The organism is Sphingomonas canaveralia (assembly GCF_047238125.1).
Lineage (GTDB): Bacteria > Pseudomonadota > Alphaproteobacteria > Sphingomonadales > Sphingomonadaceae > JBDFMH01.
Map to the genome: position 1 here is coordinate 1,296,577 of NZ_JBDFMH010000001.1, position 25,558 is coordinate 1,322,134.

Here is a 25,558-nt window from a genome sequence, read left to right on the forward strand (position 1 = left end):
GGTCAATGCGCGATCCCCTGCCCGCCATCGACATAGATGGTCTCGCCGGTCAGGAAGCGCGCATCCATCGCGAACAGCCCGGCCACGAGGCGGGCAACGTCGTCCGCCTCTCCGGGCGCGCCGCCGGGGATGCGCTTGTCGAGATACGCGCGCAACGGCCCTTCGGCCAGGCTGCCACGATTGAGATCGGTGACGATATAGCCGGGTGCGACATCGATCACGCGAATGCCTTTCGCCGCCCACTCGACCGCCAGCACGCGCGTGATCGCGCCGACCGCGGCCTTGGACGCGCAATAGGCAAGGTTCCGTTTCACCCCGAGCTTGTCGAAGAAAGAGCCGATGTTGACGATCAGCCCGCCGCCCGGGCCGAAGTGCGGATAGGCCGCCTGGCAGCCGATCAGCACAGATGTGGCATTGGCGGCAATCTGACCGTTCCAGTCTTCCAGCGTCAGCCGCTCCGATCGTGCCTCGCTGTGTAGCCCGGCATTGTTGACGATTCCGACCAGCTGTCGCCCCGCTGCTGCCGCATCGATCGCGGTGCCGACCGCCGTGGCATCGGTCATATCCGCCGCGAATGCCAGGAAAGCAGGGCCGGAAGCCCCGGCCGGCAGCGCGCCGCTGCGCGAAAGGCAGACGACGGTCAGCCCCAACTCCGCGAGCCTGAGCGCAATCGCGGCACCGATGCCGCGACTCGCGCCGGTCACGATAACGACCGGTTCCGCCATCACAGGTCCTCGAACCGGGCGGGCCGCTTCTCGAGGAAGGCGCGCATGCCTTCCTCGGCGTCGGCCGTACGATAGGCGAGCGTTGACAGGTCCGCTTCGATCCGGAGCCCTTCGGCCAGCGTCGTCATGGCGGCGCGCTGGACCGCTTCGCGGGCGAAGCGCGCCGCGAGCAGACTATAGCCGGTGAACTGGCCGGCAAACGCGATCGCGGCATCGAGCGCCGGGGCTGCGACGATGCGATTGATCAGGCCGATCCGCTCAGCCTCCTCCGCGCCGACGGTCCGCCCGGTCAGGATCATCTCCAACGCGAGTGCTTCGCCGATCAGACGTGGCAATCGCTGGGTGCCGCCATAGCCGGGGATCAGCCCCAGCTTGATCTCCGGTAGCCCGAACTTGGCGCTGACGGTCGCAAGCCGGAAGGTGCAGGCCAGCGCGAGCTCGCACCCGCCGCCGAACGCATATCCGTTGACAAGCGCGATCGAGGGGATCGGCAGCCGGTCGAGCCTGGCGAACACGGCCTGGCCCAGTTCCGCGCCACGCTTCTGCTGGTCGAGGGTGCGCCCGGTCAGTTCGCCAATATCGGCCCCTGCGCAGAACGCCTTCTCCCCCGCCCCCGTCACGATCAGCGCGCGCGCATCGGACGCCGCGACCGCATCGAACGCGCCGCCAATCTCTCCGATCAGCGCAAAGCTGAGGGCGTTGAGCGCCTGCGGGCGATCGAGCGTCAGGATCGCGATCCGGTCACGATGTTCGAGGTGCAGGCTCATGCCGCCCGCTCCGCCGCGCGCCAGCGCACCGGTTGCGGCACGAGCGCGCCGGCACGCAGCTGTTCAATCAATTCGCGTTTCAGCACCTTGCCGGTCGGGCCGAGCGGTAGCGCATCCACCACCGCGAAATATTCGGGCATGTCGAATTTCGAGAGGCCGCACGCATCGAGATGGCCGAGCAGGTCTGCGCCCTCCGGCACCGCATCGCCGGCCGCGATCACCACGAGGCACACCCGCTCGCCCAGCCGCTCGTCGGGCACGGCGATCGCCGCCGCCTTCAGCACCGCTGCATGGCGAACCGCCAGATCCTCGATATGCGCCGGATGGATGTTATGACCGCCGCGGATGATCATGTCCTTGCTGCGGCCGACGATCTCCAGATCGCCATTGGTATCGATCCGGCCGAGATCGCCGCTCATGAACCATCCGCCCGCATTGAACGAGGTCTCGGTCGCTTGCTGGTTCGCGAAATAGCCCAGCATCCGCATAGCGCCGCGCCCGCCGATCTCGCCAATCTCACCCGCCGGGACCTCGCGGTCGCGGTCCTCGGGATCGAACAGCCGGACCTGATAAGCGGCGCAGGCGCGGCCGCAGGTGCCTGTGATCGTATCGATCGCATCACTTGGCAGCGTATACTGGTGCGATCCGTTCTCGGTCATGCCGTAGACGTTCTGCGGCGTGATGCCCATCGACAGCATCGCCTGCGCAGTCGCCTTCGGGATCGGCGCGCCCGCCATGTAGAAGGTGCGGACCTGCCCCAGCCGATCAAGCCCACGCTGGCGCAGCGCCGCGAGGATATCGATCGCATGGGTCGGCACGCCCATCACGTATGTGGCGCCGGTCTCGGCGATCCAGTCGATCGGGTGGACGCCCGCTGCCGGATCGCTCAGCACCAGTTCGAATCCGCCGACCAGCGCCTGATCAAGAGCGACCGTGCCGATATGATGGCTCATCTGGCTGAGGGTCAGCAGCACGGTATCGCCGTCATGCCCCCAGTCGGCCACCATCGCGCGCGCATTGGCAAGCAGGCTGTTGTCGCTGTGCATCACGCCCTTGGGCAGGCCGGTCGTACCAGAGGTGAAGGCGAGATAGACGATCTTGTCCGGATCGGCCGCCACGGGCGGCAGATCACCAGTGTCGCCGGCTGGATAGGCGCACGTGCCGGCAGGCCGGGGCTCATCTCCGAGCGCGAAGACCGCGCGCATCGAAGACAGGCCTGCCGCCAGCGTGAAGATCGAGTTGCGCCCGCTATCGGCACCATGCCCGACTTGCGCGAACAGCGCGCGGCAGGCGACACGGTCGAGCAAGGTCGCAACTTCGGCGCAGGTATAGGTTGCGTGAAGCGACGTGTTGAAGACATAGCCGTTGCGCGAACAGGCGAGGAAGATCGCGACCGCCTCGGCTCGATTGCCCATCCATACCGAGACCCGGTCGCCCGGCTGCAGCCCGGCATCGTGCAGTGCGGCCGCGATCCGATCGGCATCGGCGACGAGCTCGCGCCAGGTCAGCCGGCACTTGGCATCTCGTAGCGCGAACGCCCCCCCGCGCTCCGACGCCCAGCGCGCGGCTAGGCTGTAGAGCGTATCCTGCCGCCACAGCCCCGCCGCATAGTAGCGGCTGGCCTCGGCCGGATCATGAAGGGTTAGCAGGCGTCCCACGGCGCGGATCAGTGGCCGAACATATCAGTGTCGGGCGTGCGGCGTTCGCCGAATGCGGCCGAGAGCTCCTTGGCTTCCTTGGTGCGCAGATAGCCGGGCAGCAGCAGATCGTGCGAGATCCGCGACAGGCCGCCGACGCCGCCGTGCCGCGCGTTGAACGCGGCCTTGATCGAGGCGAGCGCGAAACTGCCGCGCTCCGCAATCTCCAGCGCATAGGCGCGGGTCGCCTCGGCCAGGTCGGCATCGGGCACGACCTTGTTGATCAGGCCGATCGCCTCCGCCTGCGCGGCGGTCATCTTCGGGTTGCGGAACCAGATTTCCTTGGCGCGCTTCTTGCCCACCAGATCCTCGAGATACCAAGTGCCATAGCCGGCATCGAAGCTGCCCATCATTGGGCCGACCTGGCGGAATACCGCGCTTTCCTTGGCAATCGTCACGTCGCAGACCATCTGCAGCACATTGCCGCCGCCGACCGCGAAGCCGTTGATACTGGCGACAACCGGCTTCTGTAGCCGATCGATGCTCTCGTACATTTCCAGCGTCGGCAGCACGCCGGCATAGAGCTGGGTGTCCTCCATCCCCGCCTTGCGGCCGCCGATGCAGAAGAATCGATCGCCGGCCCCGGTGAGCACGATCACGCGCGTCCGCGTCTCGCGTCGGATCGCGTTGATGCAGTCGCGAATCTCGTGACACATCGTCTCGGTAAACATGTTGCCGTCGTCGGGCCGGTTCAACGTGATCGTGCCGATTGGGCCGTCCTCGGCATACTGGATCTCGGTGAACTCCATCGCACTGCCCTTCATATGATTGATGCCGCGGCAAGCCGGGCGATCTCGTCCTTCGAGAGCCCCATCCGCCCGCCGTAGATGGTGTCGTTATCCGCGCCGAGGCGGGGGGGCGGCCGGTCGCAACCCTCGCTGCAGCCATCGACCGCGATCCCAAGCCCCACCTGAGGAAGCCGGGTGCCGTCGCGATCGATGCCGTAAAGAAAGCCCCGAGCACGCAATCCAGCGTCGCCCGCAATTTCGTCGAGCCGGTAGATCGGCCCCGCCGGCACGCGGGCCTCAGCGAAGATTGCCAGCCATTCGTCCCGCCCGCGAGTCTTCAACCGCTCGGCGATCTTCGCGACCAGCGCGGGGCGATCACTGCGACGCAGGATATTCGTGGCATGGGCGGAATCCGCGCCGGCATCGGGCGCGCCCAGCGCAGTCCAGAAGCGCTGCCAGATCGCGTCGTTGCCAAGCCCCAGAGTCAGGGGCTCGTCCGCCGTGTCGAACGCCTGGTAGATCGCGATCACGCTATCTCGTCCACCCGATCGGCGCGTCGGCTCGCCCGAGCCGAGATAGGGCAGCAGCCGCGGCGCCATGAAACGGGTCATGCTCTCGACCATCGAGATGTCGATCGCGGCCCCCTGCCCGGATCGCTGCTTGCGGAACAGCGCGGCGGTGATCGCCAGCGCGGCGTCCTCGCCCGCCAACAGATCGGCCGCCGGCGTGCCGATCTTCTGCGGGGGACCATCCGGCTCGCCGGTCATGTCCATCACGCCCGAATAGCCCTCGGCGATTAAGTCGTAGCAGGGCATGTCGGCGCGCGCGCCGTCCAGTCCGAACCCGGTGATTGAGGCATGGATCAGGCCGGGATTGATCGCGGCGAGCGTAGCCGCATCGATCCCCAGCTTGCGCTGGACGCGTGCGACGAGGTTGACGAGCAGAACATCCGCCTGTGCGATCAGCCTGACGAGCAGTTCGCGCCCCTCGGGCCTGGCGATGTCGAGCGTAATGCCCTGCTTGTTGCGGTTCACGCTCAGGAACCAGAGCGAGACATCGTCGAGGAAGGGAGGCCCCCAGGCACGGCAATCGTCGCCGGCGCCAGGCCGCTCGACCTTGATCACGGTCGCGCCCAGATCGCCCAGCAATTGCCCCGCATAGGGGCCGGCGATCGAGGTGGTGAGGTCGATCACGACCACGCCATCGAGCAGGTCGAGGCCCGCCGACTGTTTGGCCGGCAGGGCAGCGGCGGGGGTTGCCGCCATCATACCACGCCCGAAGCGCGCAGTTCGGCCAGGGATTCCGGGCTCAGCGCCAGCAGTTCGGTGAGCACCGTGTCGGTATCCTCGCCCAGAGCCGGCGCGGGCCGCATCTCCGGCGCGGGGCCGGTGCTGAAATGGGGCTGGATCGCGGGCAGCTTCAGCGCACCGATGGTCGGATGCGCGATCGTCGCGATCGCGCCGCGCGCCGCGTAATGCGGATCGTTCAGAATGTCGGCGGGCGAATAGATCAGGCTGTGCGGCACCCCGTTCGCCTCGAACGCCGCCATCGCCTCGGCAGCGGGGCGCGCCTTGATCCAATCGGCGACGATGTCGTTGATCGCATCATAATGTTCGACGCGCCTGATATGGCTTTCGAAGCGCGGATCGACGGCAAGATCCGGCCGGCCGATCGCGGCGCAGAGCCGCAAGAACACGTTGTTCGCCGCGATCGTCAGCGCGATATACCGGTCGTCCGCGCTCTTGTAATGGTCACCGGGCGATGCCGCGAAGTGCTTGTTGCCGCGCCGTTCGCGATCCATGCCGAGCTTGTCATAGGCGGTGATCATTACGTCGGTGAAGCGGAACACCGCTTCGAATAGCGACAGATCGATCTGCTGCCCCGCCCCGCCCCGCGCGTCGCGCGAATAGAGCGCGATCATGATCGCATAGGCGCCAAACAGCGCGGACTGGTAATCCGCCATCGCCGTGCCCGGTCGAACAGGCGCGCGATCGGGATAGCCGGTCATGTTCAGGAAGCCCGCATAGGCCAGCGAGATGCGATCATAGGCCGGGCGCGCTGCATTGGGGCCGGTCTGCCCGAAGCCGGAGATACTGAGCATCACCAGCCGCGGATTAACCGTCCTCAGCACGTCGTAATCGATGCCCCAGCCCTTCATCGTGCCTGGGCGGAAATTTTCGATCAGTACATCGGCGTGCTCGGCCAACCGCCGCAGCAACGCCTGACCCTCAGGCTTGCGCAGGTCGATCGTCACCGAGCGCTTGGACCGCCCTTCGACATTCCAGTAGAGGCTCTCCTCGCCCACGAACGGGCCAGAATGGCGGATCGGATCACCGGTCTTCGGCGGCTCGATCTTTATCACCTCGGCTCCGAAATCGCCCAGCAGGGTCGCGGCGACCGGCCCGGCGATCATCGTGCCAAGCTCGATCACGCGGATTCCTGCCAGCGGCCCCCCGCGATCATCCATCCGCGCCATTGGCCGATCAGTTCCCGGCGTCGGAATATTGCGCAGGCACGGGAATGTTGAACAGCTTCGCCGAATTGAGCCCGACAATCTTGGCGGTCTGCTCGCGTGTCAGGTCCTTCGACCAAGACTGGATCGCGCGCTCGCTATTTGGCCAGGATCCTTCGACATGGGGGTAATCATTGCCCCATAGGAGATTTTCGACGCCGATGCGGTCGAGCAGCTCGATCCCAACGGGATCGGTCTCGAAGCTGGCATGGCCGTGCATACGAAAATATTCGGACGGCTTGTATTTCAGCTGCGGGGAAACCCAGAAGGCGAAGCAATCCTGGCCATGGTCCATCGCCCACAGCGCATAGGGCAGCCAGCCGGCGCCGGCTTCGATCGTGGCGAACTTCAGCTTCGGGAAGCGATCGAACACGCCCGAGCTGCACAGCTGCACGGTCGGTTCCAACACCGTATTCATCGCGTGGACGACATAGTTGATGATGGCTCCGCCATCGCCGCTGGCTGTGCGCGGATCCTTGCCGGTCCCCGCGTGGAAGGTCACGGGCAACCCAGTCTCGCTCAGGGCATCCCAGATCGGGTCAAATAGCGGCAGGTTGTAGCTCGAGCCCTTCACCAGCGGCGGCATCATTACGAACTTGAAGCCGCGGCTCGCCGCGCGTTCGATCTCGGCGACTGCCGCCGGGATGTCGGCCGGCGCCACGCAGGCCGCCGGAAAGCTGCGGCTGTGCCCACCAAAGGTCTCGAAAGCCCAGTCGTTCCAGGCATTGCACATTGCGACGTTCAACTCGGGGTCCGGCGATTGCCAATTCGTCAACCCCTTGTTCGGGAAGATGATCTCGGCATCGACCCCGTCATAATCCATGTCGCGATAGCGATCGCCGGTAAAACCACCCTGGTTCTGAAACATTGCGCCCTTGGTACGATCCAAGCTTGGCCGGTCACCGCTTTCACCGACCGTCTCGATGAAGCTATCTACCGCGACGGACTCGTCACGCGGAGCTTCGCGGATCATCGATGGGCGAATTCCCTCGGCGACAAACCACTTACGGCCCTTCTCATCCACCTTCACATGCGGCAACCGATCGCGGAAGCGCGGTTCAACCCGCGCGGCCCAGACGTCATTGGGCTCGTTCACATGCCCGTCGGCTGAGATAACGAAATAGTCCTGCAGCGCGGATTTGCGCGCGGCCGGGTCCGGCGCCTGCTGAGGCGCGCGTTCGATCACCGAAGCCATATGACATCCCTCCAACTTGTATATCTGCTATATAGCATTCAGAATATCGTCAAGCGTCCGCCGCGCTACAGAAGCCGATTTAGCGCCGAGAGCGGGTGCCCGGTCGAGCGCTGCTACAGCGCGAAACCGTGGATCGATCGGCAACGGCAATGCCGGCCCTACGCCAGCCACGTCCCGTTCGAACAGGCCGCGCGCTGTGACGTGCGGATCCGCTACCGCCTGCTCCAGATCGCTGACGAGCGAGCAGCAGACGTCGCGATCGCCAAAGACCACCTGCCATTCATCAGCGGTCCTTGTCGCGATCCTAGCCGCCACGGCAGCGATTGCTCCAGCCACCGGCGCTCGCATGTCACGCCACTCGCTCTCTAGGCCAATAAGATCGCAGAACGCGTCCCAGAACCGGTCTTCCAGTGGGGCGGCCGCCAAATAGCGCAGATCGGCCGTTCGATAGATTTGATAGCGCGGCGTCCCGCCGGTGACGAGATCGGCGCCACGCTGCGGCCAGCTTCCGCATGCAAAACCGTTGCCCAGCCCCCAGTAAGCGAAGGTAAACAGTGAATCGGCCATCGCGATATCGAGCACTGCCCCCTGCCCAGTCCTGTCACGCTCGCGCAGCGCCAAAAGGATATTGATAACCGCAGGCATTGTGCCGCCGGCAATGTCAGCCGCCAGGATCGGCGGCAGCACCGGCGCGCCATCTGCGCTCCCACTCAATCCCAGCAGACCAGTCTCAGCCATGTAATTCAGATCATGCGCGGCCCGCTTCGCCTTGGGGCCGGTCTGACCCCAGCCAGTGATCGAACAGTAGATCAGCCGTGGATTGAGGGCCTGCAGCGCTTCCGCTCCTAACCCGAGCCGCTTCATCACGCCCGGCCGGAACTGTTCGATCACGATGTCGGCTAGCTTGATCAACGGCACGAGGCGATCGACGGCGTCGCTGGCCTTCAAATCAATCGCTAGGCTGCGCTTACCGCGATTGAGCATATGAAAGTTGACGCTGTCGGCATCGATCTTGGGCACGTAGCTGCGCATCTCGTCGCCGCTCCCGGGCCGCTCAATCTTAACGACGTCGGCCCCCGCCTCGGCCAGCATCAGGCTAGTTAGTGGTCCAGGCAGCAGCGTGCTGAAATCGAGCACCAGAAGCCCTTGCAGGGGTGCCATCCGATACCCGCTCCCAATCCGATTGACGCATCTGCTGCGACAGCTCTTGCGGAATGGCATACCAGATATATGATTGCTGTAAAGAAGGCTGGAGCGGCCGCATCTGGAGAGGCAGGACACGATGAATTCCTACGACTTCGTGATCGTTGGTGGCGGGTCAGCAGGCTGCGTTCTCGCCAACAAGCTCAGCGCGGACGGCCGTCACAATGTGTTGCTGATCGAGGCCGGCCCGGCAGACACTCACCCGATGATCCATATGCCGAAAGGCTTCGGCAAGATCGCAGCATCGCGCAAGCACGCTTATTACTACGAAGCTGATCCTGGCCCTGGCGGCAAGAATGCGTCGGAAACTTGGATCCGCGGCCGAATGCTGGGCGGATCGAGCTCGATCAATGGATTGCAATATCAGCGCGGCCATCCCGAGGATTATGAGCATTGGGAGCGCGACCTGGGCCTCCAAGGGTGGGGCTGGACCGACATGCTGCGCATCTTCCGCGCAATGGAGGATCATGAACTCGGCTCGAACGAGCATCGTGGTGCGGGCGGCCCGCTGCCTATCACCGTCACCAAGAATCGCTCGCTGCTAATGGACAAGCTGATCGAGGCGGGCGGCGAGCTTGGTGTGCCGCATGTCGACGACGCCAACCGCCCGGCGCAGGACGGTATCGGTTATATAAGCGGCACAATGCGTGCCGGCAGGCGCTGGAGCGCAGCAAAGGCTTTTCTTGATCCGGCGCGCCGCCGCAAAAACCTGACGATCCTTACCGAGACCGAGATCCAACGCGTGCTGTTTGAAGGGACGCGTGCCGTCGGCGTCGAGGGCGTCGCGGATGGCAAGCCCGTGCGATACCAAGCCGACCGCGAGGTGATACTCGCCGCCGGCGCGATCCTTTCGCCAAAGCTGCTACAGCTGTCCGGCATCGGGCCCGCCGCTCTGCTTGCTGAGCATGGCATCCCACTGGTGGCAGACCGGGCACAAGTCGGCGAGAACATGCGGGAGCATCTGATCTTTACAATTCAGTACCGGTTGAGCGGGGATTATAGTCAGAACAAGCATTATTCGGGCTGGCGGATCCTGATGCATGGCCTCCGCTACATGCTCACCCATGCCGGCCTGCTGGCACATAGCCCTTATGACGTCACTGCGTTCGTGCGCACCCAGCCGGGGCTCGACCGTCCCGATGCGCAGCTTGTCTGCGGGCCGATGTCGATGGACATGGCGGCTTGGGAAGGATTCGACAAAGGCATCAAGCTTGAGGACGAACCCGGCGCGCAAATCCTCGGCTTTGGCCTGCGACCGGAAAGCCGCGGCAGCGTCGCCATCCGCTCGGCCAATCCTGATGCCCCGCCGCGGATCGTCCACAATTATCTGACCCATGAATATGACCGCTCGGTCGCGATCTCGACGGTGCGCTACATGCGCAAGCTGTTCGCCCAGCCCGCGATTGCCAAATATATCAAGACGGAGATGCTGCCCGGGCGGGAGGTGGAAACCGACGACGACATCCTGGCTGCCTACAACCGGATGAGCGGCCCCGCCTATCACGCGCTCGGCACATGCCGGATGGGAACGGATGCCGATAGCGTTGTCGATCCTCGGCTACGCGTGCGCGGGGTCGAGGGGCTGCGAGTCTGCGACATCTCGGTGCTGCCGACCCAAGTCTCGGGCAACACAAACGGCCCAGCGATGGCGACTGGCTGGCGCGGCGCAGAGCTGATTCTCGAGGATATCGCGGCTATCGTCGAGCCTGCATGACACCCGAACCGATTCGATTTCGAACACGCGACGGGCTCTGGCTGGCCGGGGAAGCCCTGGGCGATCGAGATGCGCCTCGCGTCATCTTCGTGCACGGTGGTGGGCAAACGCGGGGAAGCTGGAAAGACAGTCTCGCGGCGACGGCCGCACTCGGTCGCCGCGCGATCGCCTTCGATGCGCGCGGCCACGGCGAGAGCGACTGGAGCCCGACGGGCGACTATAGCCTTTCGGCCTTTGCCGACGATCTCGGCATCGTCATCGCGGAAGCCGGTGGCAAACCGCCGGTGATCGTGGGGGCCTCGCTCGGCGGAATCGCGGCGCTGCTTCACCTCGGCGAAGGTGACGGTGGGGCGGGGAGCGGGCTTGCTCTCGTCGATGTCGCGCCGCGTATCAATCTAACCGGCGTTACCCGGATCCTGGCCTTCATGTCCAGCAATCCGAATGGCTTCGCTTCGCTGGACGACGCCGCAGCGGCGATCGCTGCCTACAATCCCGATCGTCGCCGTCCGCCCAGCGCGCAGGGGCTCGCGCGCAGCCTGCGCCTCCGGGACGGGCGCTACCACTGGCACTGGGATCCCCGCTTCTTACAAGATCGGCACGCGATCCGCTTGGCGGAGGCCGGCCGTATTGAAGCGGCAGCGGCCCAAATCAAAATCCCGACACTGCTCGTTCATGCCGGCCTCAGCGATATCGTCACCAAGGCCGAAATTGATCATCTTGCCTCAGTGATCCCGCACGCCCGCTACGCCCACGTCGCCGATGCCGGCCACATGATCGCCGGCGACGACAATGTCGCATTCAATCGTGCGATTGGAAATTTCCTTGAAGGCTTGGCGAACTGCCCCCCGTTGGTCAAAGCGTCCAATCGCTAGAGAGACCAGAGTATAGCCATTGAACGCGAATGGCGCAGCGGGAGCTGAGACCGGGCGCTGACGCCTTGATCAAGCGTCTTTCGATCGGAACGCAGCCGTGCACTTCCCCCAGTAACGGCACTATTACGCAATTAGGGGGAATGGGACTGCTGCTCGACCAACGCCTCCCTTTTCTTTTCATCAAGTCACAGTCTCAAGCGGCAACGCGTCGCATGGCCGCCGGTCGCTGGTCGCGTCGCTTGTGATCAGCATCACGGTGCGGCAGGACGAGGTCGTGATCGATTTGGTAGCGCTGCTGAGAACGCTGGGACTGCCCGAGCGCGATAGCGCATTCCCCATCGCTATTATTGCCCCCGCCGTCCGGATCCGGCGGGGCAAGGATGTGAAGCTTGTGCTGGCAGATGCATCAGGCAGCGCCACCCGGCGCGATGATCAGCTGGTCGGGCTGCTAGCCGAGGCTCGCTCGACCCGCGAACTGCTGCTCGCCAACCCAGGCCTGACCATCACCCAGCTCTGCAGCGCGCATCGGCTGTGCCGTAAGCGCGTGGCGAAGCTGATCCGGCTGTCATTTCTCTCGCCGCAGCTGGCCGATCAGATCGTGGCTGGCAAGCATCCTGCACACGTCACCGCGCGGCGGCTTCTCGATGCAGACCTGCCACTTTGGTGGGATCAGCAAGATCGCCTGCTCCTCTCCCACTGAGACCCACCTCATCTGAGAGGTCTGCAAAATGGCGCTTCGAGACCGGGGCGCCATTTCTGTTTCGAGGCGGCTGAGGAGCAGTCTCGTGACCTCTCACGCAAGAGCTGGCGGGTGCAAAGCCACGGGAATGCGGGCAAAATATCGTGAAGGCTGCGACGGGCGACGAAATACCGTGAGCATGGGGATACGTGGTGCGCCACGCAGTCAGCAGCGAACCAGTCTCCCGGCCAGAATTCCCTGTTAGATGGAGAATACAGGGAAAAGGTGCTTTCTTTGGCGTTCGACCAACAGTTTGGTGCCCGAACTTTTCAAAATATCAAACGCTTACGCCGCACTTTCCCTACGTCCGGAACAGGGATTTCGAAACGCCAGAACAGGCGCCGAAGGTACCGCATCAGGGAGTTCGTTTCAGCGTTAAATGACGAGCTCGACCGCGGCCGTCGCATGATCAGCGCAGTGAAATCGGCGCGGTCAGACTAGCGCCACGAGCAATCCTTGGCATCACCATCGTCATCGAGAAGCTCGGCGTGGAGCAGCAGCATCGCGTATCCATCTTGCTGCCCAAGCATCTGCTCAGTCAGTCGATCGACGCGCCCCGCATCGCGCTCGCCGAACCACACCGAGGCATCACATTCATGGATCGGCGACAGGTCTCCGGGGAATGGTGCTGGTCCACCCGCCGCCGAGCCGGCGGGCGCTCGCTGACCTATGCGCGGGACGATCCAGGGAAAAATGTTGGGATCACGGTAGATGCGCTCGATACTGCCATGCCGAAGCACCAGAACCGCGATGGCCTCCCGCTCAGCATCCACGTACGCACGCGCCATCGCTTCTTTGCTGACTTCAAATTCGCGGGCGAGCCTGACGATATCCCCGAGATCCGGGGTTCGCGATTGCGAGCCGGTCCGTATCTTGGCCGGCGGCATGAGTAGCGCTGCTGCAAAACCATTTGCCTCCGCCTCGATGCGCTTGCGCCGGTCGCGCTCCTTAGCATCAACTCGGTGGAGGTCGTCGAGTGAGCATGTGAACCCCTCCCCTGGTTCCGGCATGTGCGTCGGGATCAGAAAGTGACCAAGCTCGTGCGCGATCGAATATCGGCGGCGTTGCCGCGACCGCCCGGCGGCGACCAGAATGCCGCCCGCCGCCTTGTTGACGTCCATGACCAGCGCCGCCTCGAACCCGCCAGTCTCAAGTTCGGCGATGCTGACAATGTCCAGTGTTCGGCAGAGGTCTTCAAGCGGTACCGCTGTCGGGAGATCGTGCTGGATCTGGTGAATGCGCGCCGCGATCGCACGAGGAGAGCCCAACCCATCGAGATCGAGCCGGCTTACCCTCAAGCCTGATCGCCTTTCCGCCGTTTCATCTGCTCCATCAGCATGCGGATCGTGTCGCGGTCGCGGTCGTCGAGCTGCTTCAGATCGCGGAACATCGCGACCATTTCGGCTGGCTCCTCTGCGGCTTCGGGGTTCTCACCGACGAGATCCGCAACTCTAACCCGAAACAGCTCGGCGAGCTTCACCACCAAATCCATTGATGGGTTGCCGGTGATGCCCTTCTCGAGGTTCCACACGTGCGCCTTCGAGATGCCGACGGCGTTCGCCACGTCCTGAAGCGATAGTCGCTTGGCGATCCGCAGGTCGTGCAGCTTGCGGGCGAAGCCCATACGCGTCTCGTTCAATCGATGAAGCCAGGATCATAGGCACGCTATTGACGAATGCAACCGTTCATTCTAGTTGTACGCCACCGGCCATGCATGGAGATCGTGATATGGGGGAGCTGAAACTCGTCGCGCGGGACATTGCGTCGCTGCGGCCCTACGCGCGAAACGCACGTACCCATTCCAAGAAGCAGATTCGTCAAATCGCGGCTTCGATCGAACGGTTCGGGTTTACGAACCCGGTGCTTGTTTCGGATGATGCCGAGATTATTGCCGGGCATGGCCGCGTTGAGGCGGCCAAGCTGCTGGGTCATAAGACGGTGCCGACGCTGGCGCTATCACATCTCTCCGACGCGGAACGCCGTGCCTATGTGCTGGCCGACAACAAGTTGGCGCTGAATGCCGGATGGGATCGGGAGATCCTGGCGATCGAGCTTCAGGCGCTGGTCGACCTTCAGTTCGACACCGAGCTTACCGGGTTCAGCCTAGCCGAAATTGATCTGGTCCTTGACGAGGCCGGCGAAGCTGATCCGGACGCCAGCCATATGGCGGAGGACGCCGTGCCATTGGTCGGCAGCACATCGGTGTCCCGCGCAGGCGACCTATGGCAGCTTGGTCGCCACCGTCTGTTGTGCGGCGACACCCGCAGCGCCGCCGACCTGGACCGCCTGATGGATGGTCAAGTCGCCGATCTCGTATTCACCGACCCGCCGTACAATGTCGCGATCGACGGCAATGTTTGCGGGCTGGGTTCGGTCAAGCACCGCGAGTTTGCATTTGCCAGCGGCGAGATGAGCCGGTCGCAGTTCACGGCCTTCTTGAGTGAGACGCTAGGTAATCTTGGCCGCGTCATGCGTGACGGCGCCATCGCCTTCGTCTGCATGGACTGGCGCCACATGAGCGAGCTGCTGGCCGCCGGCGAGACCGCCTTTACCGAGCTCAAGAACCTGGTGGTCTGGAACAAGACCAACGGCGGCATGGGCGCATTCTACCGCTCCAAGCACGAGCTGATCTTTGTGTTCAAGCAAGGCACTGCCGAACATACCAACAGCTTCGGGCTGGGGGAGACGGGCCGCTACCGCACCAACGTCTGGGACTATGCCGGGATCAGCTCGATCTCTGCCGAGCGCTCGGCAGAGCTGGCGATGCACCCGACCGTCAAGCCGGTCGCGCTGATTGCAGATGCGATCCGGGACTGCTCACGCCGCGGCGAGATTGTCCTGGACGGTTTCGGCGGATCCGGTTCGACACTGATTGCCGCCGAGAAAACCGGGCGGGCAGCACGGCTCATCGAATATGACCCGCTCTACTGCGACACGATTGTAAGGCGCTGGGAAGCGGTGACGGGCAAGCGTGTATATCTGGCTGGCACTGCCGCAGTGTTCGAGGACGTCGCGGAGAGCCGCCTGGGCATCATCCTGGACGGTGAGGCGGCGTAGTGGCGGACCCGCACGGCAATAAGAGCGCGGTTGGATACGGGCGTCCTCCCGCAGAGCACCGGTTTAAGAAAGGCCAGTCGGGGAATCCGAACGGTCGGCCCAGGGGTGCAAGGAACAAGGTCCCGCCGGGTCAGGGACTCGAGTTCGGTAGCCAACCTGCGAACCGCATGCTTCTCGAAGAAGCCTACCGCACCATCAGCATTCGGGAAGGCGACAAGGTTCTCGAGTTGCCGGTGATCAAGGCCGTATTTCGCGCAATGGGCGTATCGGCGATGAAGGGTAATCGACTCGCACAAGCGACGATGGCCGAGCTGGTTCGTGGGATCGAGGAGGAGGATCGCAAGCTTCGCGTCGATCATTTTGCAGAAGCTTGCCAATATAAGCAGGACTGGTCACTGGCGATCGAGGAGGCGCGCCGCCGCGGCCTGCCCGAACCCACTCCCCTGCCCCACCCAGATGACATCGTCATCGATCCGCGGAATGCCGAAGTGCGCTACGCGGGGCCCATGACACTGGAGGAGAAGGCGAAGTGGGATCGAATGCTGCAGTTCCGGGATGAGCAGCAAGAGTGCGTGACATTCGCTGCGGACCGGTTCCGCGCGACCACTAAGGATGAATCAAGCCTGCGCGAATCTCGGCTGGAAGCTTGGCGCTCTGAAGAGAGGCTCTACGATCAGATCAACGACAAGCTCCCACCTCGTTACCAAAGGCGTCTTATCAACCGTTCCTATGAGCCGAAGACAGCTTCCGACTCATCGCGGAAGCCGAGCTGATCTGGCGGGTGGCAACTGATCGGCCATCACACCCAGATTTTCATTTTGAAGGCTGATGCTTAGACCCCTCCATCCGCCACCATCGGCCAAACGCCAACTACGTAGAACTGGGAGGTCCGGCCTCGGACACTGGACGGACTTCCACCTCTGGAACGTGACGCAGCCGAGTGCCGGCTTCCAGATTTCATCGGCAACTGTTCTCTTTTAATTTTCGCTCGTCCATTTGATAAAGCGTCTGCCGATCGAAACGCAAACTTGCGCCTATCACAGCATGGGCACTGCCACGGGGTCACGACGGAATGGGACTTCTGCTCGACAAGCGCTTGACCTTTCCTCGCCTCGAGTCACGATCTCAAGCGCGGAAAGTCAGAAGGTGCGGGCTCCGCGCCGGGCCACCGCACCGGCGTATCTGACGCAAATACCTCGCCAACATCGAGCCAAGGAGCAAGATGGATGGTTCGCATATCCCTTGTGACGATACGCCAACCAGCCTCAGTGCGGCAGTACGTATCGAGGTAGCGAACGGCGCCGAAGACTGAGACTCCGCCAAGCACAAGTTCTAGGTGCGCACCTACTAGACCGGTCGCATGGTTGTCATCGATAAAACTAAACTGGGTGTAATTGGGCGTGTGGACGGTCAGCCCCATATGCGCCCGGGCGCCGCGAATAAAATCGACAATCCCATCCCTGCCCGAGCCTGCGATCGCGCCAGACGTGCTAAACGTTGCGTCGGGTACGAAACTGTCGCCCACGCCGTCCAGATCGTCATTGTCTGATGCCAAGAAGTAGCGGACTACTAAATCGTCTAGCTCAGCGCGATCTTCCAGCCTACGGAGCCGGCTTTCGAAGCTCATTATTTCACTTCCTTGGCTTGAGGGCAGGCGACTGATCGCCGCCGAAGTCGATCTCAGTCTTTCGGCTGTCGGCCCTGCAGGTTTGTAGTGACGGCAGCTGCGGTGGAAACCAGCCGGTCGATCAAAGCGCTGATCCCGGACGTCGGCTTCGCGAAGCCGTGTAGGGTGAGCACCATTGCGACTCTGCCGCTTTTATCGAATACCGGGGCGGAAACTAGCCTGATGCTGTCCTGCACTTCCGCGGTCAGTTCAGCGGGATCGAATGTAAGATACTGGAGGAGGTCGTCGAGATCGACCGCCTTGTTTGTCGCCTCGTGCGCCGAGCCCTGAAGCCGATCGGCGAGAGCGCGCTGCGCATCGGAGCGCAGCCCTATCGAGTATCCGCGAGCGCGAACCCGTTTGAGCGCCGCGACATACCTCTCCCGCGATCCTGGCGTGTGCGCCGCCCACCGATCGATCTCCGTATCCTGCTGCCAGGCCGCGTGAACCGCGCCCGTAGGTGGGGCAAAGGGCAGTCGTTGCCCGACGAGCGAGGTCCCCGCCTGGCCACGCGCCTCCCCCGCGCTCGCCGCTACGGCCAGTTCGCTGGCGACCTGGACGGTGGCGAGACACTGCCCCGATACCGCCGCGGCCAGTTGCTCCATCGCCGGACGTGCGCGATCGACGTTGCGAAGTTGCTCCAGCGTCAACCCATGCGTGTCCGCTGCTGCCAGTGATGCGGGCGCGAATCGACCATAACCGCCGCGGAAGAACAGCAGCGGCAGATCGCCATCGGCGATCTCCAGTGCCAGCACCCGCCCCATCACCATGTCATGGTCGCCAGCATCCAGCACGGCGTCCCGACTACACTCGATCCAGCCGACCACCCCGTCGATCAATGGGTTGCCACCAGCAGTCAGCCGGTGCGGAACCCCGATAAACTTGTCCGGATCCTTCGAAGCGAGTCGGCGGCAGATCTCTTCCTGGCCGGAAGCAAGGATATTGACGCAGAAGCTGTCGCTGTTGCGCAGCCTTGCCCAGCTACTGGAACCCTTATCAGGGAAGAAGGCGACGAGCGGCGGCTCCAGCGATACCGAGGTGAACGATCCGACGACCATGGCGATCGGCTGTCCATCGTCAACCATCGACGTGATTACGCAGACGCCAGTCGGATACTGACCTAGCACCTGCCGGTATTTCGACGCCTCAACCCTGGAATGAATGACGGCTTCCGACACGATGACCCGCTCCTCTCGGACAGCTTGATACCGGACGATCTATGCAGGCGCGTCCAGCGTGAACCCCATCCTCAGTGTGACTTGGAAGTGTTTGATCTCACCATCCTCGACATGGCCGCGGGTCTCGACCACCTCGAACCAGCGCAGGTTGTGTAGCGTGGCACTGGCCCGCCGGATTGCTGTCCGGATCGCCTCGTCGATACTGTCGGGCGACGATCCTACCAGCTCAATCACGCGATAACTGTGCTCGGACATCGCTCTATTTCCCAGTCCACACCGGTCTGCGTCGCTCGCCCGCAGCCAGCTCTCCCTCGCGCTTATCTGCACTTTCCGCATATTGCTCGATCGGCTCGAACCGGGTCATCAGAGCGACTTCTAGCGGATAACCCAGCCGCCCAAGCACTGCCGCCTTGGCAGCCTGGTTGGCGAGCGGAGAGGCGGCGTTGATCTTGTCGGCCCACTTGCGCGCGGCAGCATCGAGTTCCGCGTATGGCACGACCTCGTTCACTAGTCCGTAGCGCGCGGCGGCGTCCGCCTTAATTCGGTCTCCAGTCAGGATCATCCCCATGGCAATATGATAGGGAAGCTGGCGGACGGCACGGTGGACCACGCCTGCCTCGCCGATGATGCCAACCTTCGTTTCGGGGAGGCCGAACTGGGCCGTGTCGGCTGCGACGATCACATCCGCGCACATTGCGAGCTCGAAGCCGCCGCCGACGCAGAAGCCCTGCACCGCGGCGATCATCGGCTTCTTCAGCGTCACCATCGGGCCGCCGATGCCAGTCAGCCCGCCGGCCAGCGCCATCCGAGTCTTGCGCTCGGCTCCGTCGGATACATCGGCACCGATGCAAAAGCCCTTCTCGCCCGCGGCCGACAGGATTACCGTCCAAATGTCGGGATCGGCGTTGATCTCGTTCCACGCATCCAGCAGCAGCTGGTCCATCTCCTGCGTGATAGCGTTCAAGCCCAGCGGGCGGTTGAGACGGACATGCGCGATATGACCGTCGCGCGTGAATTCTATATCGGCCATTCCTTACTCCTGGTCCGCCGCTTGAAGCGGCGTCGTCGGCGAAACTTTATAATCGGCGATCACTGCCTTCAGTCCGCGTTCCTTCATCCGCGCACGGATTTCCAGTACGGCGGGCGCGAGGTGGAGGAGCGCGTCGATCTCTGCGATGCCGGAAAGCGCTTGGCGGAAGCCGCCGGCTTCCGCTGCGCGGTTGATCGACAATTTCTTTAACCTCAATACCTCGGGCGGGGTGCGCGCGATCCGCTCGGCCAGCGAGCGGACGGAGGGGATCAGCGTGTCGGCCGGCACGGCATGGTTCGCCCAGCCCCACGCGACCGCGGTCGCCCCGTCGATCCAGTTGCCGGGCACGAACGAAAATTCCTTCGCGCGCTTGTGCCCGACGAGCGATACCCAGGTGGGAGAGATAAAGCCGCCACCAATCGGGATAGTCGGCTGGCCAATCTTTGCGTTATCAGCAACGACTGTGATGTCAGAGAACACACACATCTGCGCTGCGGCAGCCATGCAGTAGCCATGCACGGCAGTAATTACCGGTTTTGGATGATCCCACATCATCAGCCAGCGCATGACATTCGCCTCGAGCCGCGCGCGATCAGCCATCGGGTCAGCGGGACCACTGTCGCCGTTGCCATAGCTGCCGAGATCCATGCCTGAGGAGAAGCCCCGCCCCTCGCCCCGGATTGCGATGACCGGCCCGCCCTCTGTCCGAAGTACACCAAGCGCGTCGGCGAACTCCTCCAACAGCGTTGGCGACAGAGCATTAGCAGCCTCGGGCCGATTGAGCACAATCCAGCTAATCGCTGCCTCGTGCTCTAGGCGGATCGTCTCATAGGCGGTGGGCATGCGATTACTCAGCTCGCCCTATCGAGTTCGATGCTCGCACATGATAATCGGTGCTCATCGTGGTTCGCAGCTCTCGCCGCTTGAAGCGCCATTGGCCATTCCGCTTGACCACGACGTCGAAATACTGGCCGTAGAGAATTCCGTCGGGCCGCTCCTTTGCGTATCGGTGGATGGCAAGCACGATCGAGCGAACATTCGCCTCGGTATCGCTCACGAAATCGACCACCACGTTAGAATTGTGATGGCTAGTGCCCCTAAAATAGGTACCGATACCCTCGAGAGTTTTCTTGTAATCCGTCATCCCGGTTGCACCGAAATTGGGTGCGTAGCTGACCTCACAATCTTCGACAAACAACGCGGCCAGTTCGTCGGGATGGTTCATATCAAGGTGATAGGAATAGTCGAACATCATTCGCTCGATTGCTTGCTGTTCGACAAGCTGTTCCGTTTCGGTCATGCAAGTACCCCTATCGTCAAGTGTTAGTCGTCGCTCACTGGGCCAACATGCCGGCGTCGACGAGGTGCTCAGCACCCGTGATGTACGACGCCTCATCGGACGCTAAAAACAGCACGAGTTGCGATACCTCATCCGGCTCCGCGATGCGCCCAAGTGGGATCATGGACAGAGCGTCGCCCCCGCCCTCGTCGGTCGCTTCCACCATCATCGGGGTCATGATGAAACCCGGATGGACGGAGTTCACTCGGATTTTGTGCTTTCCATATTCAACCGCTGTTGCCTTGGTCATTCCGCGCACGGCGAACTTGCTTGCTACATAAGCGAGGCTGGGAAAGCCGTAGTTCGCCGCCATGCCAGCGATCGACGAGATGTTTACGATTGAGCCACCGCCGGCACGCATCATCGACGGAAGGACGGCGCGCATCCCGAGAAAGACCGAATGCTGATTGATCGCACAGACCTTCAGATAGTCGTCCTCGTCGAGCTCCTCGGTCCGCGCGATCGGCCCGAGGACGCCGGCATTGTTGACTAGGATGGAGACCGGCCCGAACGCCTGCTCGACCTCGCCCACGACGCGGGTCCAGTCACCGGCGCTGGTCACGTCATGTACTAGAAACATAGCGCGCTCGCCGAGGGCGTCGGCGACCGAACGGCCCAGAGCCTCCGCCTGATCGGTCAGTATGACCCGAGCGCCCTCGGCGATGAAGCGCCGAGCGTGCGACGCTCCCATACCGCGTGCCGCTCCCGTGATGATGGCTACCTTACCGTCCAAGCGGCCCACAATCTCACTCCTTTGATCATCGCTCCCGCCCCAGGGCGGGAGCTACGCGGCCACATCAGAACTTGAACGAGATCTCGCCCATCACGGTGCGTGGTTGACCGGGGTAGGCGGTGTTGTAGCCGCCCGCCGCTCCGAGCGCGTAACCCGACACATAGTAGAGATTGTCAAAGACGTTCTTAGCGTAGATGGCGGCAGAAAAGTTGGACTGGAAAATATCGTTCCAGCTGAGCCGCAAATTGGTGTTCGTGTAACCGTCCAGCTCGGTGCCCGGCGTCACCGAGCCGTTATTGTTGGAGAAAAAGAAGTCGGACTGCATGTAGACGTCGCCGTGCAATACAACGCGACCGACATCCTCGCTGATCGGCAGGGTGAAGTCGGCAGAGAAGGTACCCGCGAACTTTGGCGTATCGGGATAGGAGTCAAACAGGATCGTTGACCCCGGTACGCCGGTCAGGCGTGCGATGTCGACAACGCCATCCGTATACTTCGCGTCAGTGTAGGCACCCGTAATGGAGAAGTCGAAACCGCGTGCCGGTGATACCGACGCTTCGACTTCGACGCCGCGAGTACGCGCCTCCGGCACATTCAGCGTGAAGCCTGCCGGATTTCCGCCAACCACGGCGTACACGGCATGCTGGGCGTTCTTTACGTCCTGCTGATAAGCCGCGATACTGAAGCGGAACGGAGCCCCTGCGACGCGCCCGCTATATTTGTAGCCAATCTCGTAGTCCTTGGTGGTTTCGTTCTTGAAAAAGTTTGCGTCATTCAGCGGCAGAACCGTGCCGTTGAAATTACCGGAACGAAAGCTTCCACGCTGCGCAACGTAGAACATATTCCGCTCGTCGGCCTGGAAGCGCAGGTTGAACGTCCAAGATGGATCTGAAAGGCTACGTCGCTGCTCAACACCTACTGGCTGAACACCGGAGAGCGCGAAAATGCTGCCAGGCGCCTGTGAGAGCCGTACCTTCTCCCAGGTATAACGTCCGCCAGCAGTGAAGGTCAGTCGATCTGTGAGTTTGTAGTCGAACTGACCGAATACTGCAGTCGAGTAGTTCTTGGAATTGTAAGTGTATGAAATATCAGCCGGCAGACCGAATGCCGCGGCTGCACCCGCATTCGGATCGATCTCCGCTCCGACGTGGACCGGAATGTTATCGAAATGCTTGAATGAGGTGTAAAACCCGCCAACGGTATAATGGAGATTGCCATCAAGCAGGTCACCTTGCGCCTGAAGCTCATTGCTGAAGGTGGTCGCCCGGAAGGTCTGCCCTCCCGGTGGGCCGTCTCCCGGAGCGCTAGTTACGCTGTCCACGTCATTGTAGAGCCATAACGCTCCGAACGGGCCGCCGGCGAGGTTGCCAGGCAACTTGGTGGTGCTGCGTGTGTAACTGAAAATATTCTTGATCAGCAGCGCTTCTGAAATGTCGAACTCGGTCGTATTAGAAATGAACGTCAACTCGGACCGGTGCGGCAGATCGAACTCGAGATAAATATCGTACGGGTTCGCGCGCGAAAAAGCGGCGTAACCGGCTACACCGCCTGGAAAGCGTCCGGGCCCGATCGCCGGCCCCGGGGTCAGATTGCTGTCGCCCAAGTTGTTGCCATCACGATTGAACAGCAGGCCTGAGAAGACATTATAAACGGTATCGAGCGTCGAGGTTAGCGGCGTTCCATTCGTGTTTAGGATCGACGTGCGACCATTATTTATGAACTGCTGCCCCGCAGCGTTTGGCGATGTGTAGTAATTAAACAGATTGCCCTGCCCCTCAGTACCGAGAAACTTTGCGTATTGGGCAACAGTAGTGTTCTTGATACCTTCGGTTGGCATGAACAGCACTGTAAGGCGACCGGATACGTTGTCCTTATCGCCAAGCGTGTTGCCCGTGTAAAGATTACGGATGAAGCCGTCTTCCTTAGTATAGTCGCCGGCAACACGCACCAGCAGGAGATCCTTAATGACAGGAAGGTCGATCGCGCCCTGCACTTGGACCGAATTGCGCTGGCCGGCACGGACCAGAAGGTTGCCACCGATCTCGTTGCCGGGCGTTGGCGTGGTATAGAGCACGGCGCCGCCGGTCGCGTTGCGGCCGAACAGCGTTCCCTGCGGCCCCTTCAGCACCTGCACCGACGCGAGATCGAAGAAGCTTGTGGCAGTATTGTAGGGAAGATAAGGCGCTTCGTTTAGGTAGGTCAGCACTGCCGGGCTGGTTCCCGAGAAGGGATCCAGCGTCTGACCACGAAGGCTGAAGCTCAGCTGGTTGGAAGTCTGGCCATTTTTCACTTGAAGGCCGGGAACCAGCGTTCCCACATCCTGCTCGCTCTGAATGACCTTTGTCTGCAGTGCCTCGGCACTAAAGGCAGACACCGATACTGGCACACGCGACAGCCGCTCTTCGCGGCGCTGCGCGGTAACGACGATATCACCGTCGGGATTGCCGGCTCCGGTCTGGGCCGGCGCCGTCTGCGCAGGCGTTGCGGCAGCGGAAGCGGCACTGTCCGGTGCCGCATCCCCGGCTGCCGAATTGGCCGGGAGCGGCGTTTCCGGTGCCGCTGAGGACTGGGCCATCGCCGTAGCGGTCATCATCGGAAGGGCGGCGGCACCAGTCAGGAACACAAGTCGGATCAAACCGATACGGGGCGTCTTCATTACTTTCTCCCTCTCCCGTGAGAACCCGCCGGCTCTTTGTCCGGCATGGATCGGCCACGCACTGACCTGGCCTGTCAACGCGAAGGTTGATTACAAAATGGTTCCTAGTCAACATGAAAGTTGACAGCTCTCGTCGCCGGCGGCATGCCGCTCTCGCGCGAGTTGCTTTTGGGCCACACACTCTTTTGTGTTCGTTTCTCCCGCGATGTAGACCCCATGTGCTGGCTTGCAACACTGCCCATGGAGTAGTCCTTTGAACCAGAGCATCAGTCCGCAGTCGGTCGTCAGCCTCGAGGACCTGCGCCAAATCGCGATGGGGCTGCTTGGTGATGCACCGGGCGGCGAGCCTCTCCCTGTCGAATGGGCTGCACTGATCGGCCTGGGCGTCACAGCGGCAGTCACATCTCTCGACCGCGATGCGCTGGAAATGGCGATCGATGCTGCATTGGCCTCGGGCGCCACGATCGAGCAAGTTCAAGAGGCCATCTCGCTAGTTTCGGGCCTTGGTGTCCATTCGTTGATGATGAGCTTCGCGCCGCTCGCAGCCCGCGCACGCGCCGCCGGAGCGATCGATGATGCCCCGCTCGATAAAGACCGGCAGGCCCTCTGGGACAGGCATGTTGGCGGCGACCCGTTCTGGGCTGGTTTCGAGACCGAGCTGCCGGGCTTCCTCGACGCCATGCTGCGCCTCTCACCCGACCAGTTCGTCGCCTTTTTCGACTATTGCGCTGTCCCTTGGAAGAGCGGCACGATCCGCGCCCGGTGCAAGGAGCTGATCGCGCTGGCGAGTGACGCCACGCCGACCCACCGCTTCCTGCCCGGCTTCAGATTGCACCTACGGAACGCGCTGAGCCTAGGTGCCGGTCGCGCAGCGATCCTCGAGACCCTCGATCTCGCGGCCGCCGCCCCGCCACACCGCGGTACCCGCTAGGCGTTGACCCCGCGCCATGCGAGCGTACCACCGTCAATAACGTAGGCGGCTCCGGTAATAAACGAGCTGTCATCGGAAGCTAGGAAGCAGGCGAGCTTGGCGATTTCGTCCGGCCGCCCCAGCCGCGGAATGAGGTGTGATCCTGTCAGCACCGACATGATTGCAGTTTTATCGGGCGCTGCCTCATAATATTTCTGCACCATCGGCGTGTCGATCGCTCCGGGGCAGTAGCAGTTGCAGCGAATGCCATGTTTGGCCAGATCGACGGCTGCCGCCTTGGTCAGCATCAGTACGCCGCCCTTTGTGGCACAATAAGCTCCCGCCTGCGGATAGGAGACGAATGAGCCGGTCGATGCGACGTTTACGATCGCCGGCCCGCGCTTCGACGAGCGCAGATGCGGCACCGCATATTTGATGGCAAGCCAGATCGCTTTGAGGTTGACCTCGTAGACCATATCCCAGACATCGTCCGGCAGATCCTCGATCGATGTCGCCGGGGTCAGATCGGTCTCATGAACAGCCGCATTATTGTGTAGCACGTCCAGCCCGCCGAACCGCTCGACGGCGAAGTCAATCATTCGTTGGATATCGTCCTTAAGGCGCAGATCGGCGACGTGGATCGCACCTTCCCCGCCCGATTCGTTCACCAGTCGTCTCGTCTCCTCGGCTTCCTTCTCGTTGATATCCGCAATGACGACACGCCCCCCCTGCACCGCCATCTCGATTGCGCATGCACGGCCCATGCCGCTACCTGCGCCGGTCACGATGCACACTTTACCATCCAGGCGATTGCCCATCGGCCGTTCCTCGCTCGTT

At 62.6% G+C, this 25,558-nt stretch carries 25 protein-coding genes; 6 read left to right on the top strand and 19 right to left on the bottom strand.

Annotation, left to right across the window (positions count from 1 at the left end):
• Nucleotides 1-2 precede the first annotated feature (2 nt).
• Genes ABC347_RS06200 through ABC347_RS06235 form a run of 8 tightly spaced genes read right to left on the bottom strand, consistent with a single transcriptional unit; the run spans nucleotide 3 to nucleotide 8,785 of the window.
• Complete coding sequence (locus tag ABC347_RS06200) at nucleotides 3-725, bottom strand: SDR family NAD(P)-dependent oxidoreductase (protein WP_413244861.1); 723 nt, start codon at nucleotides 723-725, stop codon at nucleotides 3-5.
• Nucleotides 725-1,492: an enoyl-CoA hydratase/isomerase family protein gene (locus ABC347_RS06205; protein WP_413244862.1), complete on the bottom strand. Its 768-nt coding sequence runs from the start codon at nucleotides 1,490-1,492 to the stop codon at nucleotides 725-727. Before ABC347_RS06205 ends, ABC347_RS06200 begins: the two co-directional genes overlap by 1 nt.
• Entirely contained in the window at nucleotides 1,489-3,150 is a 1,662-nt protein-coding gene (locus ABC347_RS06210; protein WP_413244863.1) for a class I adenylate-forming enzyme family protein, read from the bottom strand. The genes ABC347_RS06205 and ABC347_RS06210 overlap by 4 nt, the downstream gene beginning before the upstream one ends.
• Nucleotides 3,151-3,158: 8 nt before the next feature.
• Entirely contained in the window at nucleotides 3,159-3,938 is a 780-nt protein-coding gene (locus ABC347_RS06215) for an enoyl-CoA hydratase-related protein (protein WP_413244864.1), read from the bottom strand.
• Between the two features lie 11 nt (nucleotides 3,939-3,949).
• The gene (locus ABC347_RS06220) at nucleotides 3,950-5,182 is read right to left on the bottom strand and encodes a CaiB/BaiF CoA transferase family protein (protein ID WP_413244865.1); all 1,233 of its coding nucleotides are present in this window, start codon (nucleotides 5,180-5,182) and stop codon (nucleotides 3,950-3,952) included.
• The gene (locus tag ABC347_RS06225) at nucleotides 5,182-6,393 is read right to left on the bottom strand and encodes a CaiB/BaiF CoA transferase family protein (RefSeq protein WP_413244866.1); all 1,212 of its coding nucleotides are present in this window, start codon (nucleotides 6,391-6,393) and stop codon (nucleotides 5,182-5,184) included. The genes ABC347_RS06220 and ABC347_RS06225 overlap by 1 nt, the downstream gene beginning before the upstream one ends.
• Before the next feature lie 7 nt (nucleotides 6,394-6,400).
• Nucleotides 6,401-7,624: an amidohydrolase family protein gene (locus tag ABC347_RS06230; protein WP_413244867.1), complete on the bottom strand. Its 1,224-nt coding sequence runs from the start codon at nucleotides 7,622-7,624 to the stop codon at nucleotides 6,401-6,403.
• 27 nt (nucleotides 7,625-7,651) lie between these two features.
• Nucleotides 7,652-8,785, bottom strand: coding sequence for a CaiB/BaiF CoA transferase family protein (locus ABC347_RS06235; protein ID WP_413244868.1), 1,134 nt, complete (start codon nucleotides 8,783-8,785; stop codon nucleotides 7,652-7,654).
• 121 nt (nucleotides 8,786-8,906) lie between these two features.
• Between ABC347_RS06235 and ABC347_RS06240 the strand changes: the two genes are divergently transcribed.
• The 3 genes from ABC347_RS06240 to ABC347_RS06250 all read left to right on the top strand — a co-directional run bounded on the left by ABC347_RS06240 (nucleotide 8,907) and on the right by ABC347_RS06250 (nucleotide 12,113).
• The gene (locus ABC347_RS06240) at nucleotides 8,907-10,541 is read left to right on the top strand and encodes a GMC family oxidoreductase (protein WP_413244869.1); all 1,635 of its coding nucleotides are present in this window, start codon (nucleotides 8,907-8,909) and stop codon (nucleotides 10,539-10,541) included.
• Nucleotides 10,538-11,413, top strand: coding sequence for an alpha/beta fold hydrolase (locus tag ABC347_RS06245; protein WP_413244870.1), 876 nt, complete (start codon nucleotides 10,538-10,540; stop codon nucleotides 11,411-11,413). Before ABC347_RS06240 ends, ABC347_RS06245 begins: the two co-directional genes overlap by 4 nt.
• Nucleotides 11,414-11,654: 241 nt before the next feature.
• Complete coding sequence (locus ABC347_RS06250) at nucleotides 11,655-12,113, top strand: hypothetical protein (protein ID WP_413244871.1); 459 nt, start codon at nucleotides 11,655-11,657, stop codon at nucleotides 12,111-12,113.
• 476 nt (nucleotides 12,114-12,589) lie between these two features.
• Here ABC347_RS06250 and ABC347_RS06255 read toward each other — a convergent pair whose 3' ends face one another.
• Together ABC347_RS06255 and ABC347_RS06260 are read right to left on the bottom strand one after the other, a co-directional pair.
• The gene (locus tag ABC347_RS06255) at nucleotides 12,590-13,450 is read right to left on the bottom strand and encodes an ImmA/IrrE family metallo-endopeptidase (protein WP_413244872.1); all 861 of its coding nucleotides are present in this window, start codon (nucleotides 13,448-13,450) and stop codon (nucleotides 12,590-12,592) included.
• The gene (locus ABC347_RS06260) at nucleotides 13,447-13,776 is read right to left on the bottom strand and encodes a helix-turn-helix domain-containing protein (protein WP_413244873.1); all 330 of its coding nucleotides are present in this window, start codon (nucleotides 13,774-13,776) and stop codon (nucleotides 13,447-13,449) included. The genes ABC347_RS06255 and ABC347_RS06260 overlap by 4 nt, the downstream gene beginning before the upstream one ends.
• Before the next feature lie 104 nt (nucleotides 13,777-13,880).
• Here ABC347_RS06260 and ABC347_RS06265 point away from each other — a divergent pair, with 104 nt between their 5' ends.
• Nucleotides 13,881-15,209, top strand: a complete 1,329-nt coding sequence (locus ABC347_RS06265) for a site-specific DNA-methyltransferase (RefSeq protein WP_413244874.1) — start codon at nucleotides 13,881-13,883, stop codon at nucleotides 15,207-15,209.
• Nucleotides 15,209-15,982 carry a DUF5681 domain-containing protein gene (locus tag ABC347_RS06270; protein ID WP_413244875.1) on the top strand — a complete coding sequence of 258 codons (774 nt, stop codon included), beginning with the start codon at nucleotides 15,209-15,211 and terminating at the stop codon, nucleotides 15,980-15,982. Before ABC347_RS06265 ends, ABC347_RS06270 begins: the two co-directional genes overlap by 1 nt.
• A 344-nt stretch (nucleotides 15,983-16,326) precedes the next feature.
• Here ABC347_RS06270 and ABC347_RS06275 read toward each other — a convergent pair whose 3' ends face one another.
• From ABC347_RS06275 to ABC347_RS06310, 8 genes are read right to left on the bottom strand one after another with little or no spacing between them, the layout of a single operon-like run.
• On the bottom strand, nucleotides 16,327-16,836 hold the full coding sequence (locus tag ABC347_RS06275) for a nuclear transport factor 2 family protein (protein WP_413244876.1): 510 nt from the start codon (nucleotides 16,834-16,836) through the stop codon (nucleotides 16,327-16,329).
• 53 nt (nucleotides 16,837-16,889) lie between these two features.
• Nucleotides 16,890-18,053, bottom strand: a complete 1,164-nt coding sequence (locus ABC347_RS06280) for a flavin reductase (protein ID WP_413244877.1) — start codon at nucleotides 18,051-18,053, stop codon at nucleotides 16,890-16,892.
• Nucleotides 18,054-18,092: 39 nt separating this feature from the next.
• Nucleotides 18,093-18,308: a dodecin gene (locus ABC347_RS06285; RefSeq protein WP_413244878.1), complete on the bottom strand. Its 216-nt coding sequence runs from the start codon at nucleotides 18,306-18,308 to the stop codon at nucleotides 18,093-18,095.
• Nucleotides 18,309-18,312: 4 nt separating this feature from the next.
• Nucleotides 18,313-19,083, bottom strand: a complete 771-nt coding sequence (locus tag ABC347_RS06290) for an enoyl-CoA hydratase-related protein (RefSeq protein ID WP_413244879.1) — start codon at nucleotides 19,081-19,083, stop codon at nucleotides 18,313-18,315.
• Between the two features lie 3 nt (nucleotides 19,084-19,086).
• Nucleotides 19,087-19,926 carry an enoyl-CoA hydratase/isomerase family protein gene (locus ABC347_RS06295; protein WP_413244880.1) on the bottom strand — a complete coding sequence of 280 codons (840 nt, stop codon included), beginning with the start codon at nucleotides 19,924-19,926 and terminating at the stop codon, nucleotides 19,087-19,089.
• 4 nt (nucleotides 19,927-19,930) lie between these two features.
• Nucleotides 19,931-20,383, bottom strand: a complete 453-nt coding sequence (locus tag ABC347_RS06300) for a nuclear transport factor 2 family protein (RefSeq protein ID WP_413244881.1) — start codon at nucleotides 20,381-20,383, stop codon at nucleotides 19,931-19,933.
• Nucleotides 20,384-20,417: 34 nt separating this feature from the next.
• The gene (locus tag ABC347_RS06305) at nucleotides 20,418-21,164 is read right to left on the bottom strand and encodes a glucose 1-dehydrogenase (protein WP_413244882.1); all 747 of its coding nucleotides are present in this window, start codon (nucleotides 21,162-21,164) and stop codon (nucleotides 20,418-20,420) included.
• 55 nt (nucleotides 21,165-21,219) lie between these two features.
• Entirely contained in the window at nucleotides 21,220-23,811 is a 2,592-nt protein-coding gene (locus tag ABC347_RS06310) for a TonB-dependent receptor (protein ID WP_413244883.1), read from the bottom strand.
• Nucleotides 23,812-24,064: 253 nt separating this feature from the next.
• On the opposite strand from ABC347_RS06310, the gene ABC347_RS06315 reads away from it, so the two are divergent.
• Nucleotides 24,065-24,742, top strand: coding sequence for a carboxymuconolactone decarboxylase family protein (locus ABC347_RS06315; RefSeq protein ID WP_413244884.1), 678 nt, complete (start codon nucleotides 24,065-24,067; stop codon nucleotides 24,740-24,742).
• Here ABC347_RS06315 and ABC347_RS06320 read toward each other — a convergent pair.
• Nucleotides 24,739-25,539, bottom strand: a complete 801-nt coding sequence (locus ABC347_RS06320) for an SDR family NAD(P)-dependent oxidoreductase (protein WP_413244885.1) — start codon at nucleotides 25,537-25,539, stop codon at nucleotides 24,739-24,741. The two genes, ABC347_RS06315 and ABC347_RS06320, sit on opposite strands and share 4 nt — an antisense overlap.
• Between the last annotated feature and the right edge of the window lie 19 nt (nucleotides 25,540-25,558).

Coding starts and splice junctions, on each gene's coding strand:
- ABC347_RS06200 (WP_413244861.1), bottom strand. CDS start 725: ATGGCGGAACCGGTCGTTATCGTGACCGGCGCGAGTCGCGGCATCGGT.
- ABC347_RS06205 (WP_413244862.1), bottom strand. CDS start 1,492: ATGAGCCTGCACCTCGAACATCGTGACCGGATCGCGATCCTGACGCTC.
- ABC347_RS06215 (WP_413244864.1), bottom strand. CDS start 3,938: ATGGAGTTCACCGAGATCCAGTATGCCGAGGACGGCCCAATCGGCACG.
- ABC347_RS06220 (WP_413244865.1), bottom strand. CDS start 5,182: ATGGCGGCAACCCCCGCCGCTGCCCTGCCGGCCAAACAGTCGGCGGGC.
- ABC347_RS06225 (WP_413244866.1), bottom strand. CDS start 6,393: ATGGCGCGGATGGATGATCGCGGGGGGCCGCTGGCAGGAATCCGCGTG.
- ABC347_RS06230 (WP_413244867.1), bottom strand. CDS start 7,624: ATGGCTTCGGTGATCGAACGCGCGCCTCAGCAGGCGCCGGACCCGGCC.
- ABC347_RS06235 (WP_413244868.1), bottom strand. CDS start 8,785: ATGGCACCCCTGCAAGGGCTTCTGGTGCTCGATTTCAGCACGCTGCTG.
- ABC347_RS06240 (WP_413244869.1), top strand. CDS start 8,907: ATGAATTCCTACGACTTCGTGATCGTTGGTGGCGGGTCAGCAGGCTGC.
- ABC347_RS06245 (WP_413244870.1), top strand. CDS start 10,538: ATGACACCCGAACCGATTCGATTTCGAACACGCGACGGGCTCTGGCTG.
- ABC347_RS06260 (WP_413244873.1), bottom strand. CDS start 13,776: ATGGGCTTCGCCCGCAAGCTGCACGACCTGCGGATCGCCAAGCGACTA.
- ABC347_RS06265 (WP_413244874.1), top strand. CDS start 13,881: ATGGGGGAGCTGAAACTCGTCGCGCGGGACATTGCGTCGCTGCGGCCC.
- ABC347_RS06275 (WP_413244876.1), bottom strand. CDS start 16,836: ATGAGCTTCGAAAGCCGGCTCCGTAGGCTGGAAGATCGCGCTGAGCTA.
- ABC347_RS06285 (WP_413244878.1), bottom strand. CDS start 18,308: ATGTCCGAGCACAGTTATCGCGTGATTGAGCTGGTAGGATCGTCGCCC.
- ABC347_RS06290 (WP_413244879.1), bottom strand. CDS start 19,083: ATGGCCGATATAGAATTCACGCGCGACGGTCATATCGCGCATGTCCGT.
- ABC347_RS06295 (WP_413244880.1), bottom strand. CDS start 19,926: ATGCCCACCGCCTATGAGACGATCCGCCTAGAGCACGAGGCAGCGATT.
- ABC347_RS06300 (WP_413244881.1), bottom strand. CDS start 20,383: ATGACCGAAACGGAACAGCTTGTCGAACAGCAAGCAATCGAGCGAATG.
- ABC347_RS06310 (WP_413244883.1), bottom strand. CDS start 23,811: ATGAAGACGCCCCGTATCGGTTTGATCCGACTTGTGTTCCTGACTGGT.
- ABC347_RS06320 (WP_413244885.1), bottom strand. CDS start 25,539: ATGGGCAATCGCCTGGATGGTAAAGTGTGCATCGTGACCGGCGCAGGT.